A 17,463-nucleotide genomic window follows, 5' to 3' on the forward strand; every position below is an offset into this window, starting at 1 on the left:
CCGTGGGTGGGGCGCCTGGCCGACCGACCAAGAACGTTCAGGACCGTAAAGCTTCTATCTAAGCTTTGTTTCGCGAGCCCGGACTGTTATCGTTGGCGCCCGATCCTTCCCGGCCCAGACACCTAGACAGGCACGCGCGTGACCCGAAGTTCCGGCAAGCGTTCCGCGGACGAGACGTCCCGTGAGACGGCGGGCGCGTCCGACTCCGACGTCCCGGTCGATTCCGCGCCGGAGGCGGTCGTCGACGAGCCGGACGAGGTCGAGCGCATCGTCGCCGAATGGCGGGCCGAACGGCCGGGCCTCGACCCGGGCAGCATCGCCGTGCTCGGCCGTGTCAACCGCTGCGGCCTGCTGGTCCGCAACCTGTCCAACCGGCTGTACGACGAGTACTCGATCAACCAGTCGATCTTCGACGTGCTGGCCGCGCTGCGCCGGATGGGGCCGCCCTACCGCAAGACCGCGCGGGAGTTGGCGGCCTCGTCGCTGCTCACCTCGGGCGGCATGACCATGCGGCTCGACCGTATGGAGCGCGACGGGCTGATCCGCCGCGTCCGGTCGACCGACGACCGCAGAAGCGTCTTCGCCGAGCTGACGCCCGCAGGGTTCGCGCTCATCGACCGGATCATCGACGTCCATCTCGAGCGCGAGCGTCAGATGCTCGACACCCTCACCGCCGAGGAACAGGACGAACTCGCCCGGCTGCTCCGCAAGCTCGAACACCGGCTCCGCGAACTGAGCTGATCCGCCCGCGACCGGTGTGGCCGGGGCCGAGGGTGGGAGGCGTCCGCCATGAAGGTGGGGCGGCGGTGCGAGGTCAGGACGCCGACGTCGGTCCCGTGGGTGGTGGACGGGATCGCGCCGCCGACCTCCGCGCCGGAAGGGAACGCCTCGCCGCCACGGCGCGCTCGGGCGCGGCCCGTGGACCCGGCGGCGCGAGCGCGACCCAGGACACATATCCTGAACACCCCTCTGAACTGGGCATACTTCCCAGCTGTGGCCTTCGGTGCCGGATGCGGTTCCTGTCTCCGTTAATAACTCAGATCAAAGCTTTAATGCCCTAAGTCTTGCGGATCTGAGATATCGCGGTCTATGGTCACGGCAACGTTCGGCCGACCGGCAGGTCACAGCCTCGTCGCAGGCTCGGCCGCACGGAGGACCACGAAAGGAGCATTCGTGCCGACCCAGACCATCGCCGGGACCGCCTCGAAGGACACCGCGGCGGACGGCCCCGGACGCCCGCACGACGAGCGCGCGTTCCGGATGCGCCGCACCCGCGAGTTCATGGACGAACAGGGCCTCGACGCCCTGCTGGTCTTCGGTGCCGACCGCAGCGACCGCTACGACGCGGGCCAGTACCTGTTCCGCGACCGCCGCTACCAGCACTTCGTCGTCCCCCGCGAGGGCGAGCCCACGATGGTCGCGTTCGCCGCCCAGGTCGCGGCGCAGCACATGCTCTCCCGCGAGCGCGGGCTGGACACCTGGATCGACGACATCCGCGTCGGCTCCGGACCCGAACTGCTGCCCGCGATCGTCCGGGAGAAGGGACTCGCGACCGGCCGGATCGGCGTGATCGGCGCCGGCTACGGATCGCCCTTCTACCCGGGCGGGTGGGTGTCCAAGCCGATCTGGGACGCCGTCGGCGAACGCCTCCCCGACGCCGAACTCGTCGACGTCACCCGCGACTACGGCCTGGTCATGGCGCGGCGCAGCGACCAGGACCTGGAGCATCTCGCCACCGCGGCCGCCGCCGGGGACGCGGCGATCGAGGCGATGATGGCGGTGGCGCGGCCCGGCGTGGACGAGACCGCCGTGTACTCCGAGGGCGTCGCGGCGATGCTCCGCCGTGGGATGCGCGTGACGTGGATGCTCTTCCAGACCGGGCTGGACAACTACGCCTGGGGTGAGCCGACGTGGCTGACCCGTCCCGAGTCCGCCCGCGTCCTCGGCTCCAACGACATGGTGTGGGCGGAGATCTTTCCGAACTACGCCGAGCTGAACACCCACGTCAACATGAGCTTCACGGTCGGCGCCCCGCCCGCGGAGACGCTGCGCTGCGCCGAGGTCGCCCGCGCCTCCTACGAGGCCGGTCTGGCGGCGCTGCGGCCGGGCGCCACGTTCGGCGACGTCTGCGCGGCCATGGAGGTGCCCCTCACCGAGGCGGGGATGTGGCATCTGACGCCGCAGTTCGCGTCACTCAACCCGCTGCTGTCCGGGGGCGGCTCGGCCCTCGGCATCCGCGAGCACGTCCCGTCGTTCGCCGACACGTACCCCCACGCGGACGGGCACGCGAACCCGTTCTTCGACTTCGAGATCCAGCCCGGTATGACCTTCTCGCTCCAGCCCGACGCCCGGATCGGCCGGCACGGCGCGGTCGTCGGCGGTGTCGTCGCGGCGACCGAGACCGGCTGCCGCGAGTTCAACACCGTCTCCACGCGCCTCAACTCGGTCGACGTCTGAGACGCGGCACTCCACCGCCCGCACCGGGGGCCGCGCCGCCGCGCGCGCCGCGCGCGTCGCGCCGGCCCCGGCCTCCGGTCTCCTCCCGCCGCCCCCCGTCCTTCCAGCCCCACGGCCCCGGAACGCCCGGGCACTCTTCGGCAAGGTGGTCCCGACATGACCCTCCACTCCTCAGCGCTCACCCGCCGCACCTTCCTGTCCGGTGTGGCGGCCGTCGGGGCGAGCGGCCTCCTCGTCGCCTGCGGCGGCGGCGACGGCCCGTCCGGCGCCCGCGGCGGCGCCCTGCCCGCGTCCCTCAAGGGACTGGCCGACAAGGCCGCCAAGGAGGGCACCGTACGGCTGTTCGTCAGCACGGACGCCCGCACGCCCGCGCACGCCCGCAAGCTGTCCCGCGCGTTGCGCGCCGACACCGGCGCGGAAATCGACATCAAGTTCGTCAGCGGGGAACCGGACCCCGCGTTCGCCAACAAGCTCGTCCAGGAGTCGAAGGCGCAGGTCGCGCCGTCCATCGACGTCTTCGTGACGACGCCGCTGGTGGTCAAGCAGCTCAGCGGCGCCGGACTCGTCCAGTCCGTGGACTGGGGGTCCATGGAGGGCGTGGACCCGAAGAACGTGTGGGCGTCCTACAACGGCATCACCATCGCCGAGATCGCCCGCACCATCCTCTACAACACCGGGGCGGTCGGGGACGGCCCGCCCAAGACGCTGGACGAGCTGCTCGACGACCGGTGGCGGGGCAAGATCGTCACCGCCGGCCTGCCCGACGTGTTCAGCCCGCTCGCCGCCGGGATGGGCATCGACGGGATGATGTCGTTCGTCACCCGGCTCCTGGAGCGCGGGCGTGTCTCGCTCGCCTCGGTGCCGACCGCGATCCGCACCCAGGTCGCCAGCGGCGAGTTCCCCGTCGGCTACGGCATCAGGATCGGGGAGAGCCAGCGCCGGTCCCAGGCGCCGGTGGACTACGCGCCGGTCAAGGTGCCGGTCGTCCCGCGCGCCGGGCTGATCGTCAAGGGGGCGAAGACCCCGTCCGCCGCGCAGCTTCTCCTCTACTGGCTCAGCGCCACCGACCAGGGCCGCAAGCTCGCGTACGAGGTCCTCGACTGGCCCCTGCACACCACGCCCGGGACCGACCTGCACCAGCTCGCGCAGAAGGCCGGCGGCGTGATGACCGCCGACGCCGACTGGTGGATGAACGACTACGAGAAGGCCAACCGGCAGGTCGCCGGGCTGCTGCGCAAGTGACGGGCCGTCCGCGGCGAACCCCCGAACCCCCGGAGCCGGAATGAGAGAAGAGGTCGGTAACCGTGTCGGCTGAGCTGTCCACCGAGCGTCCGGCCGCGCCCGAGCGGGACCGGCCCGGACGGCGCCGATCCCGCCCGGGACGCGTCCGCCGGCGCGATGTCGACCTCCCGCTCGTCGCCGTCGGAACGCTGATCGTGCTGCTGTGCGTGATCCTGGTCGTGCCGCTGGCCGGGCTGGTGTGGGCCGCGTTCGGCCCGCAGGAGGGGTTCGGCGGCGGAAGCCTGTCGCTGGACAACTTCCGGACGGTGCTCGACTCCGCCGGGCTGTCCGCCACCCTGCTGCGCACGCTCGCGCTCGGCGTGGGCACCGTCGCGGTGATGCTGGTCGTCGCCGTCCCGCTCGCCTGGCTCTACACCCGGACGGACCTGCGCGGTAAGTCGGTCATCCTGGTCCTGGCGGCGATGAAGATGGCGATCCCCGGCTTCCTGGTCGCGCTCGGCTACATCTTCATGCTCAACCCCAGCAACGGGATCATCAACACCTGGTGGAGCGACCTGACCGGCGGCCCGCTGACGAACATCTACACGCTGAAGTGGATCATCGTCCTGCAGGGGCTGGACTTCGCCGGACCCGCCTTCTTCATGCTCGTCCCCACGCTACGGGTGATCGACGTGAACGTGGAGGAGGCCGCCGCGGTGCACGGCATCCCGCGGTGGCGGGCCGCCGTGCAACTCCTCCTCCCGGTCGCGGCCCCGGCGATCGCGGGAGTGTCCATCTTCTTCTTCATCGCGGCCGTCGAGGTGTTCGACTACGCGGGCATGCTCGGGATGCCGGCGCGCATCACCGTCCTGTCCACGCTGATCTACCAGTACTCGCAGGGCGCCACCGGCACCCCGGAGTACGGCAACGCCGCGGCGGTGGGCCTCGGCATGGCGCTCGCCATCGGCCTGATCATGATCGGGTACCAGCGGGCGGTGCGCCGCGCGGACCAGATGGCCACCGTCACCGGTCGGCGCGCCTCCCGCGAGCCGATGCGGCTCACCCGGGGCGGCCGGTGGGCGGGCCACGGCTTCGTCCTCGGGTACGCGCTGCTCGGCGTGGCGCTGCCGGTGCTGACCCTGGTGTGGGCCTCGATGACCCCCTACCTGCGGCCGCCGTCGGCGGCCGCGTTCGGCGACCTGTCGTTCAGCGCGTACGGCGACGCCATGTACGACCTGTCCGAGGTGCTGCCGACGACCCTGCTGCTCGTCGCGGCGGTGCCCACCGTGGCCGTGATACTCGCCGCCTGCGGGAGCTGGCTGGTCACCCGCACCCGGGTGCCCGGACGGCGTGGGCTCGACGCGCTCATCATGATGACTTTGGCCGTCCCGTCGATCGTCCTCGCGGTCTCGTTCCTCTACGTGGGGTTGTCGGTCTACCGCTGGCTGCCCCTCTACGGCACGGCCGCCTTCCTCGCGCTGGCGGTGGCGGCCCGGTTCGTCGCGACGGCGTACCGCACGCTCCACGGCACGATGCTCCAGGTCCACAGGGAACTGGAGGAGTCGGCCGCGGCCTCCGGGATCCGCCGGGGACGGACGTTCATGTCGGTCGTCCTCCCCACCGTCCGCGGCGGCCTCGTCTACGCGTGGTTCTGGATCGCGCTGCTCACCGTCCGGGAGCTGACCATCACGGTGATCCTGTCCGGCGACGGCACGGACGTGATGTCGACGCGGATCTTCGGCTACAGCTCCGCAGGCGAGACCGGGCTGTCCGCCGCCCTCGGGGTCATGCAGCTCGGCCTCATCGCGGTGTTGCTGGCCGCGTTCTACCGGGCGGCCCGCCGCCAGTCCCTCTGAAGCACCCGGGAGTCTGAACATGATCGTGCTCGACGGCGTCTCGAAGTCCTTCGACCAGGGCCGCGGACGCGTCCCCGCGCTACGCGGAGTGTCCCTTTCGGTCGGCAGCGGGGAGTTCTACGTCCTGCTCGGGGCGTCGGGCTGCGGCAAGACGACGACGCTGCGCATCGTCGCCGGGCTGGAGCGTCCCGACGGCGGCGACGTGTGGATCGACGGCGACCAGGTCTTCGGCCGCGACGCCTGGATCGGCCCGGAGGAACGTCCGCAGGCGATGGTGTTCCAGTCGTACGCGCTCTGGCCGCACATGACCATCCGGCAGAACATCGCCTTCCCGCTCCGCCGCGGCGTACGGCGCCTGCCGAAAGGCCAGGTGGCCGAGCGGGTCGAGGAGATGCTGGAGCTCTTCCGGCTGACCGAGCAGGCCGACCGGAAGGTCACCCGGCTGTCCGGCGGCCAGCAGCAGCGCGTCGCGCTCGCCCGCGCGCTCGCACTGCGCCCGAAGGTCCTGCTCATGGACGAACCGCTGTCCAACCTCGACGCCCGCCTGCGCATGGACCTGCGGATGGAGCTGAAGGACCTCGCCGCCCGCACCGGCATCACCTGCCTGCTGGTCACGCACGACCAGGAGGAGGCGATGATGCTCGCGAGCCGGGTCGGAGTCATGGACGGCGGCAGGATCGTCCAGGAGGGCACACCGGACCAGCTCTACTCCGCCCCCGACTCGGAGTTCGTGGCCACCTTCCTCGACCGCATGAACCTCATCCGCCCCTGCGCGGTCACCGCCCGCACCCGCACGGACATCGAGGTCACCGCCGCCGGCGCGGCACTGCGAGTCGAGCACGGCGACCACGCGGTCGGCACGGAACTGACACTCGGCATCCGCCCGGACGACATCGTCATCCACCCCGACGCCTCCACCCCCGAGACCAACCTCGTGAACGGCCACCCCGTCGCCCACCACTACCTGGGAGGCCTCTTCCTCCACCAAGTGGACACCCCACTCGGCCTCTTGAGCGTCCGCTCCCGCATCACCCCCGACGACCTCGGAACCAACGGCGTCCGCCTACAACTCCCCGCCAACCGCCTCATCGCCATCCCCCCACCCGAGACCGCTGAAGACCCAGCAGACCAGGCCCGCACTCGCGCTGACTAAAGCGATCGGAGCCGGACCACCCGAACTGACCGACCGTCCACCGCCGGTCCGGCTGCGGTCCGGCGCGCCGCAGTGGGTGAGGATCGCCGTGTCGCCCTGCCGACCTGCGCCCGAACGGAGCCGAACTCCTCTGAATCACCGACGTGTACGGGTCCATGACAGCCGGATTCCTGTTGTGAGGATCCGCGCTCTACCTGCTGGTGGAGTTCCTGATGCTGACGGCCGCGGAGGCGCGAAGCCCGACGCTGCTCATGGGTTCACGCTCCATGTTCGATATCACCGCAGGGACGTTCTAAGCCGCCCGTAGACAACCCCATAACGCCAGGTAGGTCATGAGCACGGATGCAAGGATCGGAATGCGTTCTTGCCGGCGACCTTCACCCCGTCGACGTGGGCAAAACAGATTGAGCACACTCTCCACTGATCCACCTCGCTGACGGTGCACGACTCCGCCTCCACCACCACGAGTCAGGTGGCGCGCATGTCTGTGACCAGGGAGATTTCGGGCTACCTATGTGTCACTCCGGCGGCATTGGCGTTGTGTAATTGCATGAATACTCTCCGTATTTGAGGTTGGGGTGTAGGGCTCCGATCGCAATGCGGCCCGCGTGGCTATGGAGGGGGAGGCGCCGATGGCGAGGAACGTGCGGAAGGTCGCGCTGGGGTGGGCGGGAGTCGTGATGGTCGCCGTGGGGCTGTGCGCCGTCGTGGTGGCGCCGGCGAGCGCGGTGGCCGTCGCGTCGGAACGTCACTGTGTGGTGTCCGTGGCCGATCGTGAGATGCGGTGTTTCGCCGGTTTTCGGGAGGCGCTCGCCGTAGCCACCGCCGGGCGGATCGCCGATGCTCCCGATGATGCCGCTGCCGCAGCGGCTGATCGTGTGCTCGAGCGTCGCATCAATGCGTTGGCCGCCGGGCGGCGCGACGGTGCTCTCATGGAGGGGTACGTCCTGTCGATCGAGTACCAGCACGAGAACTTCGGCGGCTCCTCGATCATCTTCACGGGATACAGGGGATGCGACGGGATCGACGACGGCATCGTCGAGTTCGAATACGCCGATCTGGCTCCGATCGGGTGGAACGACACGATCTCCTCGTTCAGGACGTACAGCGACTGCCGGGTAAGGCACTTCGAGCACCCGCACTTCGTCACCCCGCGGACCGTGTTCCAGACGACTCTCAGCTACATCGGCAGCCTGATGAACGACAGGGCCTCGTCCCTCCAATGGACCTGACCGGACGCGATCGCGTGCACGCACGTTGACGCCTCGTCATCGTGGGGCTGCGCAGAGGTGCGTTGGAGGATTTGGAGTTCTTCGTGGGCGGCGGGGTGGTGGACGTCGAACCCCATCGAATCCGGAGGCGTCTACCCCCCTCCCCGAAGCCCAACGCGACCGCTTCGAGTACTGCCGCCTATCTGCGACCGGTGGCGGGCAGGCGAATCCGGTAGTCGCCGGTCGCCCCGGGCAGGGCGAGGCCGAGGTGGCCGTCCGGACGACATGGACTTCAGATGATGTTGGCTTCGGATAGCCAGCGCCAGAGTTGGTCTTGGTGGACGACCGTGACGCCGAGTTTTTCGGCCTTGTTGGTCTTGGCGGCGCCGACATTGTCGCCCGCGAGGAGGTAGTCGGTGTTGGCCGAGACCGAGGAGGCGGTTGTCGCCGCTGCCTGTTCGACCAGGCGGGTGACGTCCGGGCGGCTGATCTTGGCGCCCGAGCGTGGATCGGTGAAGGCGCCGGTGATCACTACCGAGCTGCCCTTCAGGGGGGAGTCGCCCGCGGCCGCCGTGTCGACCGGACGGTCCTCGTCCAGGACGTCGAGGTTCACGCCGCGTTCGCGAAGGGCCGCGATCTCCTGTTGGACCTCTGGGCGGGTGAAGAAGGCCGCGATGCTCTCGGCGGCCTTCGGGCCGATGTCGCGGATCGCCACCAAGTCGTCGACAGTCGCCGCCGCGACGTCCTCGATGCGTTCGTAGCCGGCGAGGCACAGGCGTTTGGCCGTGCCTTCGGAGGCCATCGGGATCGCCAAGCCGATCAGTGCCCGGCGCAGTCCCATGTTCTTGGAGGACGCGATCGAGTCGACCATGTTCTTGGCGCTGACCTCGCCCATCCGTTCGTAGTCGAGCAGCTGGTCGGTCGTGAGGTCGTAGAAGTCGCTGCGGCGTTTCAGTACGCCGTCCTCGGCGAGCTTCTCGGTCCAGGTGTTGCCGACGCCCTCCATGTCGGCCGCCGGGCGTGACGCCCAGTGCATCAACCGGCGCGTCGCCTGCGCCGGGCACTGCAGGTTCAGGCACCAGCGCTCCTCGCCCGTGCCGCGGACCTCCAGTTCGGAACCGCACGACGGACAGTGCGTCGGCGGGACGATCTCGACCTCGGTCCCGTCGCGCCGCTCGGGCAGCGAGCGACCCGCGAACGGGATCACATCGCCGCGGCGCACGACCGCGACCGTGTCACCGATCCGCAGGTCGCGCTCCCGGATCAGCCGGGGGTTGTGCAGGGTGATGTTCTCCACCGTCACACCGCCGACGAACACCGGCGCGACCTTCGCGCGCGGTGGAACGCGGCCGATCTTGCCGACCGGCCACTCCACCGACAGCAGCGTCGTCAGCTTCTCCTCCGGCGGATACTTGAACGCGATGGCCCCGCGCGGCTCGGCGCTGTTGAAGCCCGCCGCGTCGAAAGCCGCGGGTTCGTGCAGCCGGACGACCGCGCCGTCGATCTCGTAGTCGAGCCCGTCACGGCGGCCGCCGATCTCGGCGATCGCGTCCATCACCTCGTCGGCGGTGGCGCACACGTACTGGGCGACCGGCTCGAAACCCGCCGGGATCTCCACGGCGGCGCCGTCGCGGTCGGCGCCGAACGCGAAGAACCGCAGCAGGCGCTTGGCCTGCGCGGCGGCCTCGGGGTCCTTCAGGACGAGCGTCCCGGCGGCGCCTGAGCGGGGGTTGGTCAGCGTCTTGTCCGGGTGCGCCTCGTTGTAGGCGGACCACACCGAACGCAGCATCACCGCCTCGCCGCGGACCTCGACGCGTCCAGGCGCGTCGATCGTGGTCGGCAGGCCCGGGATCACGTGCCGGACCTTCTCGGTGACCAGTTCACCGACCGCGCCGGTGCCGCGGGTGGCGACGTAGTCGAGCCTTCCGTCGGTGTAGACGATGCTGAGCGACAGCCCGTCGAGCTTCTCCGACACCCGGAAGACCTGGCCGCCGAAACGGTCACAGAAGGTGCGGATCTGCTCGTCGGTCGTCGCCTTCGCCAGCGACAGCATCGGACGCGCGTGGCGGACGGTCGGGCCGGTGAGTTCCGCCGGCGCGTTGACCTTGCCGAGCGGGCTGTCGCCGGGTTCCAGCTCCGGATGCTCCGCGACGAGCGCCGCCAGCTCGTCCTTCAGGGCGTCGAAATCCGCGTCCGGGACGGGACTCTCACCCTTGCCGTAGTAGAGGTCGTTCAGCCGTTTGACCTCGGCGACCAGCTCCGCGATGCGCTCTTTCACGTCCACGTCTCGATTAAACGCGATGCCACCGACAACCAGACCGTCCACGGAGTTCAACCTGCGGGAAGGCTGGGGTACTATGCTGACTGCTGTAGTTCGTTACCTGAAAAGCTGTTCGGTTGAACGGATGGCACCCCCTGGAGGTGACGCATGTGGATACCCCTGCTGGCAAGGGCTGGACCTTCCTCACCAACCACGCCCGGGTCCTGATCGCGATCACCCGTGATCCGGAGCTTCGCATCCGTGACATCTCCGATGGCATCGGCATCACGGAGCGCGCCGCCCAGCTGATCGTCAATGATCTGGTCGAGGCGGGGTACCTGGTTCGGCATCGCGTCGGCCGCCGCAACACCTACACGATCGACTCCGGCCGACCGTTCCGGCACCCCACCGAAGCCGACCAGCGCATCGACGCGCTTCTCGGCCTGTTCACCCGGCACGACGAAGCGCCGTCGGGCGCACGACGCCCTGCCAGCCCGTAGACCTCAGGTAGCCTCTCGTGAAAGCTGAGCCCTCCCTCACTGTCCAGGCGTCGGACCTGGCCGGCTATGCCCTGGTGGCCGTGTCCGGGTCGATCGACGCCCACACCCATCCCCTGCTGGCCGAGCAGCTGGAGCAGGCGGTCACCGCGACCCGCCTAGCGGTGATCGTGGACATGACCGATGTGCGCTTCTGCGACTCCAGCGGCCTGAACACCTTCGCCCGCGCGTATCTCCGTGCCGACGCACGCGGCGTCAGCCTGGTCGCCGCCGGACTACAGGACCGTGTCCACCGGGTCTTCACCATCACCGGTCTGGACTACGGCGTCCACCTGCAGCCCGACGTGGAGACCGCCGTGCGGTGGCTCGAGAACGGCACCGGGGACCGTCTGCCCGAACGATCCCCATGACGTTGTGTCAATTACAGGCTCGGCCCACTGTGCTCGCCTTACGGCTCGCTACGTGACCGTTCCTGAGGCGAACGCGACATCACATCGCGATCCGCCCGGCTCCGCTGGCCTTCGGCGTTGCTGGTCGGGTGGGTTACGCGTTCGCGTGTGGGCTGGGGTTGCTGTGTTGGTTGCGGGGCCCGGCCCATTGCGCTCGCCTTGCGGTTCGTTGCTCGGGCGAGCGCGGGAACGCTTTGTGATCCGCCCGGTGCCGCTGGCCTTCGGTGTTGCTGTGCCGGGGGGCTACGTGTTCGCGTGTGGGCTGAGGTCGCTGTGTCTTTTGCAGGCTCGGCGCACTTCGCTCGCCTTGCGGCTCGCTGCGTGGCCGGCCTGGGGCGAACGCGGCATCGCTTGGTGATCCGCCCGGCTGCGCTCGCCTTTGGCGTTGCTGGCCGGGTGGGTTGCGCGTTGGCGTGCGGGCTGAGGCCACGACCCTCGTGTCCGCTTCTTGTTGCCGGATTGGGTGAGTTGGACGTGTTCGAGTGGCGTCGAGCGCCTGTCTGAGGGTTCACGTTGCGGCCGGGGCGCTGGGCGAGGTCGGTGCGCTGCATGGACTGTTTCGTATGCCGCTTCGTGTTGCCCGTTGGGTGGTGGTGCGCGGCTGAAGTGGGCCTTCGTGTTTGCTTTTGGATGTCGGTTCGGGTGAGGCGGGCGTGTTCGAGTGCTTGCCTGAGGGGGCGCGTTGCGGTCGGGCGTTGGTGAGGTCGGTGCACTTTGCAGGCTGTTTCGTATGCCCGCTTCCTGTTGGCCGGTTGGGCGCCGGTGTGTGGCTGGAGGTTGCTCGGAGGCGCGGTCGGGCGGGGGTGTTTCGCTGTCGGGTCGTTAATAAAGCGGTGTTGGGCGGGTAAAGCGTCGCCATGCGGATCGGTGTGTTGGACGTGGGGTCGAACTCGGCCCATCTGAAGGTCGTGGATCTGATCGCGGGCGGGGCGCCGCGGCCCGTCGCGGCGGTCAAGCGCCCGACTCGGCTGGCCGAGGCGATCGACGCCGACGGTGTGGTCGGGGAGGACGCGGTGTGCCGTCTGGTCGGGTCGGTCGGTGAGGCGGTGCGGGCGGCGGCCGCGTACGGGGCCGAGGAGCTGATCGCGTTCGCGACATCGGCGGTGCGGGACGCGGCCAACCAGCAGCAGATCGTGGCGCAGGTCGACGCGGTGACCGGGGTCCGGCTCGGTTTCCTGTCCGGACGGGACGAGGCGCGGCTGACGTTCCTGGCCGCCCGTGCCTGGTACGGCTGGTCGGCCGGACGGCTGCTGCTGGCCGACATCGGCGGCGGGTCACTGGAGATCGCGCATGGCGCGGGGCAGGAACCGGCGCTGGCGGTGTCGCTGCCGCTGGGCGCGGGTCGGCTGACCCGCGCGCACCTGCCGGGCGACCCGCCCGCCCGCAAGGACGTGCACCGGCTCCGCGGCCATGTGTACGAGCGGCTCGCCGAGGTCGGCGCGCAGGTCAAGGAGGACCTGAAGGGCCGGTCTTCGGTGCGGCCGGTGGCGACGTCCAAGACCTTCACCCAGCTGGCCCGCCTGACCGGGGCGCCCAAACGTAAGGCCGGGCCGTACGCGCGGCGGCAGTTGAAGCTGGCGCGGCTCCGCGAGCAGATCCCCGTCCTGGCCGACCGGTGCGCCGAACACCGGGCGCAGCTGCGCGGCGTGTCACGGCCCCGGGCGCCGCAGATCCTGGCCGGTGCGATCGTCGCCGAGGCGCTCATGACCACGTTGGGGCTCGACCGAGTCGACATCTGCCCGTGGGCCATCCGCGAGGGCCTGATGATCCGGCGGCTCCAGGCGATGACCGACCCCGCGGCCGCCGACGAGGAGACCGCGTACCTCACCCAGGCCGTGCCGGCGTTTCCCGCGCCGGGCCGGCCGTCTCTTCGGCCGGTGCCCTCGCTCAGTGCCTGAGACCGTCCGGCGTCACTGTGCTTCGCGACGGAGCCTTGCTGCGATGGCATAGTCGATCTGGACGTCGCGGTAGACGGTGCCTTCCTTCACGTTGTCCGGCAGGTTGGTGCGGTCGCTCCCGGACGTGGACTCGTCGTCGGTGTCCCCGGTGAACTCCACGGAGGTGCCCGACGCCACGTCGAAGCGGATCTCGTCGGCCTTCACCCGGGCGGTGAAGAGAATGTCCGCCGTGCGCCGGAGTTCGGCGTCGGGACGCTTCCCCCGGTCGCGATCGCTCATTTCGAAACCGATCGCTGAGAGAACGTCCGGAGCAGTGCCTGTCCCAAGTCGCGCACGGACGCCCCGGTCTCGTGGAGAGCGGCCTTGAGGGCCGTGATGTCCTCGTCGCCGTTGGATGTTCCGGTGTCTTCCGGCTCCTGGTCAGCGTCGGGTGCCTCGTCGTCCTTGGTCGTGGTGCCGGTCGCGTCCTCGGCGGCCTGGCCCGTGTCGGGTTCGGCGGTCGCCTCTGCTGCTTCGCTCACACCTTCAGCGGCGTCGCCGCCGACGTTCCGAACGGTGTCGCCCGCGCCTTCTCCGACGTTCTCGGCTGCTTGGCCCGTGCCCGCTCCGACGTCTCCGGCTGCCTGTTCAGCGCCCTTCCCGACGTTCTCGGCCGCCTGTCCGGTGCCCTTGCCGACGTCCTTGGTCGCTTGGGCGGTGCCCTCTCCGACGTCTTCGACGGCTTGGCCGGTGCCTTCTCCGACCTCCTCGACGGCCTGGCCCGTGCCCGTCCCGACTTCCTCGACGGCTTGGCCGGTGCCTTCTCCGACGTCTTCGACGGCGCTTCTCGCGCCCCGGCCGACTTCGCCCACCGCGGTGCGGGTTCCGGCGCCCAGGTCACGTGCCGCCGCCTCCACGCCGCGTCCGACATGCCGGAGGAGGTCGGGGTTGCGGTCGAGGGTCGTCAGGACGCGGTTCACGATCACGGCGACGTTGTCGAGCCGGACCTCCAGTTGCGCCTGCGCCTCGACGCCCTTGATCTCCAGCTTGACGTTGCCGAGGAACACGTCCGCGCCGACGTTCAGCCTGAGCAGGTCGAGGACCGCGGCGGCGAGCGAGACGTGCGCCTCCAGGTCCCGGACCTCGATGGAGATCTCCTCCACCTTGAGCTGCGGAACGTCGAGATAGACGTCCGGGCCTTCGCCGGAGCGCGGTCGTTCGTCGGCCTTCAGGGTCGTGCCGGAGAGGTTCTCGTCATCCCCGGCCCCGTTCCGCTGCTCTTCCGGGTCCGTGTTGCCGGACGTGCTGTCGCCCATCGTTTCCCCCGATGCTCGGCCTGCCCGTCGAGTCTCGGTACCCTCACCAGCGAGAACGTCACCTCTTGGCGCTCGCGGCGTCCGCGTGTTCCCGGTCGTCCTCGCGGGACTCGGCCTCCTTCTTCTCCTCTTCGACGGCCTCCTCGTGGGTCTTGACCACCTCGCCGTCGCGGATCTCGCCGCGCCAGCCCTCGACCTCATCCTGCTGCAGGATCGTCTGCGTCATCATGTGCCGCTTGATGTTCTTGAAGTCCAGGCGTAGGCGGCGTCCCTGGGCGCGCCACAGGTTCGCGGTCTTCTCCATGAAGCCGTCCGGGTGGTACTCGGCCACCAGGAGGATCCGTGTCATGGAGGGCGCCAGTTCGTGGAAGGTCACGGCGCCGTCCACGTACCCCTTGGGGCCCTTGGACTTCCAGACGATCCGCTCGTCCGGAACCTGCTCGATGATGTTGGACTCCCAGTTGCGGTGCGACCAGAAGATCTGCGCCCGCCAGTTGAGCTTCTCGTCGGACTCCTGTTCGACGCTCTCCACCTTCTTGGTGAAGCTCGGGTAGTCGGAGAACCGCGTCCACTGGTCGTAGGCGACGCGTCGTGGCAGCCCCACATCGACCTGTTCGACGATGTTGGTGGACTTCACCTTGCCGGCGTCCCCGCCGTTCCCGCCGTTCCCGCCGTTGCCACCGTCCTTGTCGCCGCCGAGGCCCGCGGCGTTCTTCAGCTTCTCCGCGCCGGTCTTGACGGCGCCCTGGCCGGACGAGTCGTCCGGGGAGACCTGCTCCGCGAGCTTCTCCGCGCCGATGGCGGCGGCCTTCTTACCGGCGGCTTTCGCGCGGCCGTCCGCGGCGTCGTTCAGCCGCCGGCTCAGACCTCCGATCCCTCCGCTGGTCTTCTGCAACGCCCGTATCATCAGCGCCCGGACGAACTCCCGGCCCGCCTCCTTGAGCTGCTCCGTCGGTAGGACCTGGACGGTCTTGTCGTCGCCGCGGTCTCCGGCGCCTGCCTCCGTCATGATCAACACTTCGCTCGGTCGACGTTTCTCTCCTGGCTCTCTCCTGGCCGCCATAACCGAAAATCCCGGACCAAAACGACAAATGGCCTGCCGACCAGCGCAAACTCAAGATCAACCAAGGTGCGCGCGGGCGAGCGGAGCCCGAAGCCGTGTCGGCGCCGTTTGGAGAGGGCGGCCCGGGTATCGCCTCTGGACGGAGTCGTCTGATCAGGGAGGAGGCGCGGATGCGCGCCGTGGTGATCAACTGCACGTTGAAACGCTCGCCGGAGACGTCCAACACCGAGGCGCTCGCCGCGGTCGTGGAGGAGGCGCTGCGGGGCCGGGGCGTCGAGGTGGAGAACATCCGGGCCGTGGACCTGGACATTCCACCGGGTGTGGAGACCGACCTCGGCGAGGGCGATCCATGGCCCGCCGTGCACCGGTCGCTGCTGGAGTCGGAGATCCTCATCCTGGCGTCGCCGACCTGGGCGGGCCAGCCGTCCTCGATCGCCCAGCGGGTGATCGAGCGGATGGACGCGATGTTGTCGGAGACCGATGACGAGGGCCGTCCGGTGGCTTTCAACCGTGTCGCCGGGGTGATCGTGACCGGCAACGAGGACGGCGCCCATCACGTGATCAACAACCTGAGCGGGGCGCTCAACGAGTTCGGCTACACGATTCCCGGGCAGGCGTGGACGTACTGGAACCGCGGCCCCGGTCCGGGGCCGAGCTATCTGGAGAGCGAGGAGGGCCGGGACTGGTCGGAGAGCACCGGCCGGGCGATGGCGTCCAACCTGGTCGCCGCCGCCTCGGCGCTTGCGGCGAACCCGATCCCTCCTCCGCCGTCCTGAGAGTTTCGGGGGAATTCGTCGGCGTCCGGACGCGGGCCAGAGGGCCTGTCGCGTCCGACCTCATCGTGGAGAGGGTGGCTTGGAGGCATCCGACGTCCGGGAACCGGGCTTGAGCATTGGGGTGGAAGAGGAGTTCCTACTGGTCGACGCGGAGTCGCGGCGGTGCGTTCCGCGTGCGGAACAGGTTCTGGCGGGGTCGGGACGGCATCGGTGGCACGAGTCCGGCGGCGGGTTCCATGCCGAGTTGTCGACCGCGCAGGTGGAGGCGGCGACGGGAGTGTGCGAGGACCTGGCCGATCTGCGGCCGCAGTTGCGGTACGGGCGGGCGCGCCTCACGAGAGTGGCGCGGACGTGTGGTGCGCGTCCGGTGTCGGTGGGGACGCCGGTACTGGACGCTCCGTCACCGCCGATCACCCGGGGTGAACGCTTCGCCGCGATCGAGGCGCTGTACGGGGACATCGTGGCGGACTACCAGGCGTCCGGCTGTCACGTCCATGTCGGCGTCCCCGACCGGGAGACGGCCGTGGCGGTGGTGAACCATCTCCGCCCGTGGCTGCCCACACTGCTGGCGCTGTCGGTGAACTCTCCGTTCGACCACGGTCGCCTCACGGGGTACGCGAGCCGCCGCATGACGCAGATCGTCCGGTTTCCGGGTGCGGGCGTCCCGCCGTTCGCGGCGTCGGCGGCCGAGTACGACACACGGGTCGCGGCGTTGGTGGAGGCGGGTGTGCTGGCGGACGAGGCGATGACGTTCTGGCTGGCACGGCCGTCGCCGCGGTGGCCGACCGTGGAGGTGCGGGTGGCGGACGCGGCGGCGACCGCCGACGAGACGGTGCTCCATGCCGCGCTGGTCCGGGGCCTGGTCCGCACGGCCCTGGTCGATCTGGCGGCCGGGCGGGAGGCCCGGGACGTCGACGCCCAGGTGTGCGCGGCGGGGCTGTGGAACGCGGCCCGGCACGGGATGGACGGCCCCGGTCTGGACCCGTTCACGCATCGGGCCGTCCCGGCCTGGCGGTTGCTGGACGACCTGGTCGCCCACGTCCGCCCGGCCCTGGCCGATCTCGGTGACCTGGACGCGGTCCGCGCCCTGGTGGAGGGCGTGCGCCGGGAGGGGACGGGCGCGGCCCGGCAACGCCGCACCGCCGGGCGGTACGGCGCCCGCGCCGTGGTGGACATGCTCGCCGACCAGACCGAGTTGGGCGGTCTCATCGTGGCCGCCGCGGACTCTTTCACCCGTGATCCGGGCCACTCAGAGCAGGTATAGGGACGAAAAGGGCGTATGGGACGCGCCTGAACGGGTACCGGATCGCGGAAACCGAGGCGACGG

The 17,463-nt window shown here is 69.9% G+C and carries 15 protein-coding genes; 11 read left to right on the forward strand and 4 right to left on the reverse strand.

Features of this window, described 5'->3' with window-relative positions; genetic code table 11:
- Positions 1-138: 138 nt before the first annotated feature.
- From BZB76_RS09055 to BZB76_RS09080, 6 genes are all read left to right on the forward strand, one after another.
- Positions 139-741 carry a MarR family winged helix-turn-helix transcriptional regulator gene (locus BZB76_RS09055; protein ID WP_121433845.1) on the forward strand — a complete coding sequence of 201 codons (603 nt, stop codon included), beginning with the start codon at positions 139-141 and terminating at the stop codon, positions 739-741.
- A gap of 432 nt (positions 742-1,173) precedes the next feature.
- Positions 1,174-2,457: a M24 family metallopeptidase gene (locus BZB76_RS09060; RefSeq protein ID WP_170180554.1), complete on the forward strand. Its 1,284-nt coding sequence runs from the start codon at positions 1,174-1,176 to the stop codon at positions 2,455-2,457.
- A 156-nt stretch (positions 2,458-2,613) separates the two neighbouring features.
- Entirely contained in the window at positions 2,614-3,699 is a 1,086-nt protein-coding gene (locus BZB76_RS09065) for an ABC transporter substrate-binding protein (protein WP_121433847.1), read from the forward strand.
- Between the two features lie 62 nt (positions 3,700-3,761).
- Positions 3,762-5,534, forward strand: coding sequence for an ABC transporter permease (locus tag BZB76_RS09070; RefSeq protein WP_121433848.1), 1,773 nt, complete (start codon positions 3,762-3,764; stop codon positions 5,532-5,534).
- Positions 5,535-5,553: 19 nt separating this feature from the next.
- Positions 5,554-6,687, forward strand: coding sequence for an ABC transporter ATP-binding protein (locus tag BZB76_RS09075; protein WP_121433849.1), 1,134 nt, complete (start codon positions 5,554-5,556; stop codon positions 6,685-6,687).
- Positions 6,688-7,367: 680 nt separating this feature from the next.
- Positions 7,368-7,919, forward strand: a complete 552-nt coding sequence (locus tag BZB76_RS09080) for a hypothetical protein (RefSeq protein ID WP_147449382.1) — start codon at positions 7,368-7,370, stop codon at positions 7,917-7,919.
- 271 nt (positions 7,920-8,190) lie between these two features.
- On the opposite strand, the gene ligA is transcribed toward BZB76_RS09080, so the two are convergent.
- On the reverse strand, positions 8,191-10,182 hold the full coding sequence (gene ligA, locus BZB76_RS09085; RefSeq protein ID WP_121433851.1) for an NAD-dependent DNA ligase LigA: 1,992 nt from the start codon (positions 10,180-10,182) through the stop codon (positions 8,191-8,193).
- Positions 10,183-10,328: 146 nt separating this feature from the next.
- Between ligA and BZB76_RS09090 the strand changes: the two genes are divergently transcribed.
- From BZB76_RS09090 to BZB76_RS09100, 3 genes are all read left to right on the forward strand, one after another.
- Positions 10,329-10,658, forward strand: coding sequence for a helix-turn-helix transcriptional regulator (locus tag BZB76_RS09090; RefSeq protein WP_246006837.1), 330 nt, complete (start codon positions 10,329-10,331; stop codon positions 10,656-10,658).
- Between the two features lie 17 nt (positions 10,659-10,675).
- Positions 10,676-11,065: an STAS domain-containing protein gene (locus BZB76_RS09095; protein WP_121433852.1), complete on the forward strand. Its 390-nt coding sequence runs from the start codon at positions 10,676-10,678 to the stop codon at positions 11,063-11,065.
- A gap of 896 nt (positions 11,066-11,961) precedes the next feature.
- The gene (locus BZB76_RS09100; RefSeq protein WP_121433853.1) at positions 11,962-13,002 is read left to right on the forward strand and encodes a Ppx/GppA phosphatase family protein; all 1,041 of its coding nucleotides are present in this window, start codon (positions 11,962-11,964) and stop codon (positions 13,000-13,002) included.
- A 12-nt stretch (positions 13,003-13,014) separates the two neighbouring features.
- Here the strand turns inward: BZB76_RS09100 and BZB76_RS09105 are convergent, their stop codons facing one another.
- The 3 genes from BZB76_RS09105 to BZB76_RS09115 are packed head-to-tail and all read right to left on the reverse strand — an operon-like array spanning position 13,015 to position 15,306.
- Positions 13,015-13,281, reverse strand: coding sequence for a hypothetical protein (locus BZB76_RS09105; protein WP_121433854.1), 267 nt, complete (start codon positions 13,279-13,281; stop codon positions 13,015-13,017).
- On the reverse strand, positions 13,278-14,297 hold the full coding sequence (locus BZB76_RS09110) for a hypothetical protein (RefSeq protein WP_121433855.1): 1,020 nt from the start codon (positions 14,295-14,297) through the stop codon (positions 13,278-13,280). Before BZB76_RS09110 ends, BZB76_RS09105 begins: the two co-directional genes overlap by 4 nt.
- A 58-nt stretch (positions 14,298-14,355) precedes the next feature.
- The gene (locus BZB76_RS09115; RefSeq protein ID WP_211342913.1) at positions 14,356-15,306 is read right to left on the reverse strand and encodes an SRPBCC family protein; all 951 of its coding nucleotides are present in this window, start codon (positions 15,304-15,306) and stop codon (positions 14,356-14,358) included.
- Between the two features lie 224 nt (positions 15,307-15,530).
- On the opposite strand from BZB76_RS09115, the gene BZB76_RS09120 reads away from it, so the two are divergent.
- Together BZB76_RS09120 and BZB76_RS09125 are read left to right on the forward strand one after the other, a co-directional pair.
- On the forward strand, positions 15,531-16,136 hold the full coding sequence (locus BZB76_RS09120; protein WP_121433857.1) for a flavodoxin family protein: 606 nt from the start codon (positions 15,531-15,533) through the stop codon (positions 16,134-16,136).
- Between the two features lie 109 nt (positions 16,137-16,245).
- Positions 16,246-17,400 carry a carboxylate-amine ligase gene (locus BZB76_RS09125; RefSeq protein WP_246006838.1) on the forward strand — a complete coding sequence of 385 codons (1,155 nt, stop codon included), beginning with the start codon at positions 16,246-16,248 and terminating at the stop codon, positions 17,398-17,400.
- Positions 17,401-17,463 lie beyond the last annotated feature (63 nt).

This window comes from Actinomadura pelletieri DSM 43383, assembly GCF_003634705.1.
Lineage (GTDB): Bacteria > Actinomycetota > Actinomycetes > Streptosporangiales > Streptosporangiaceae > Spirillospora > Spirillospora pelletieri.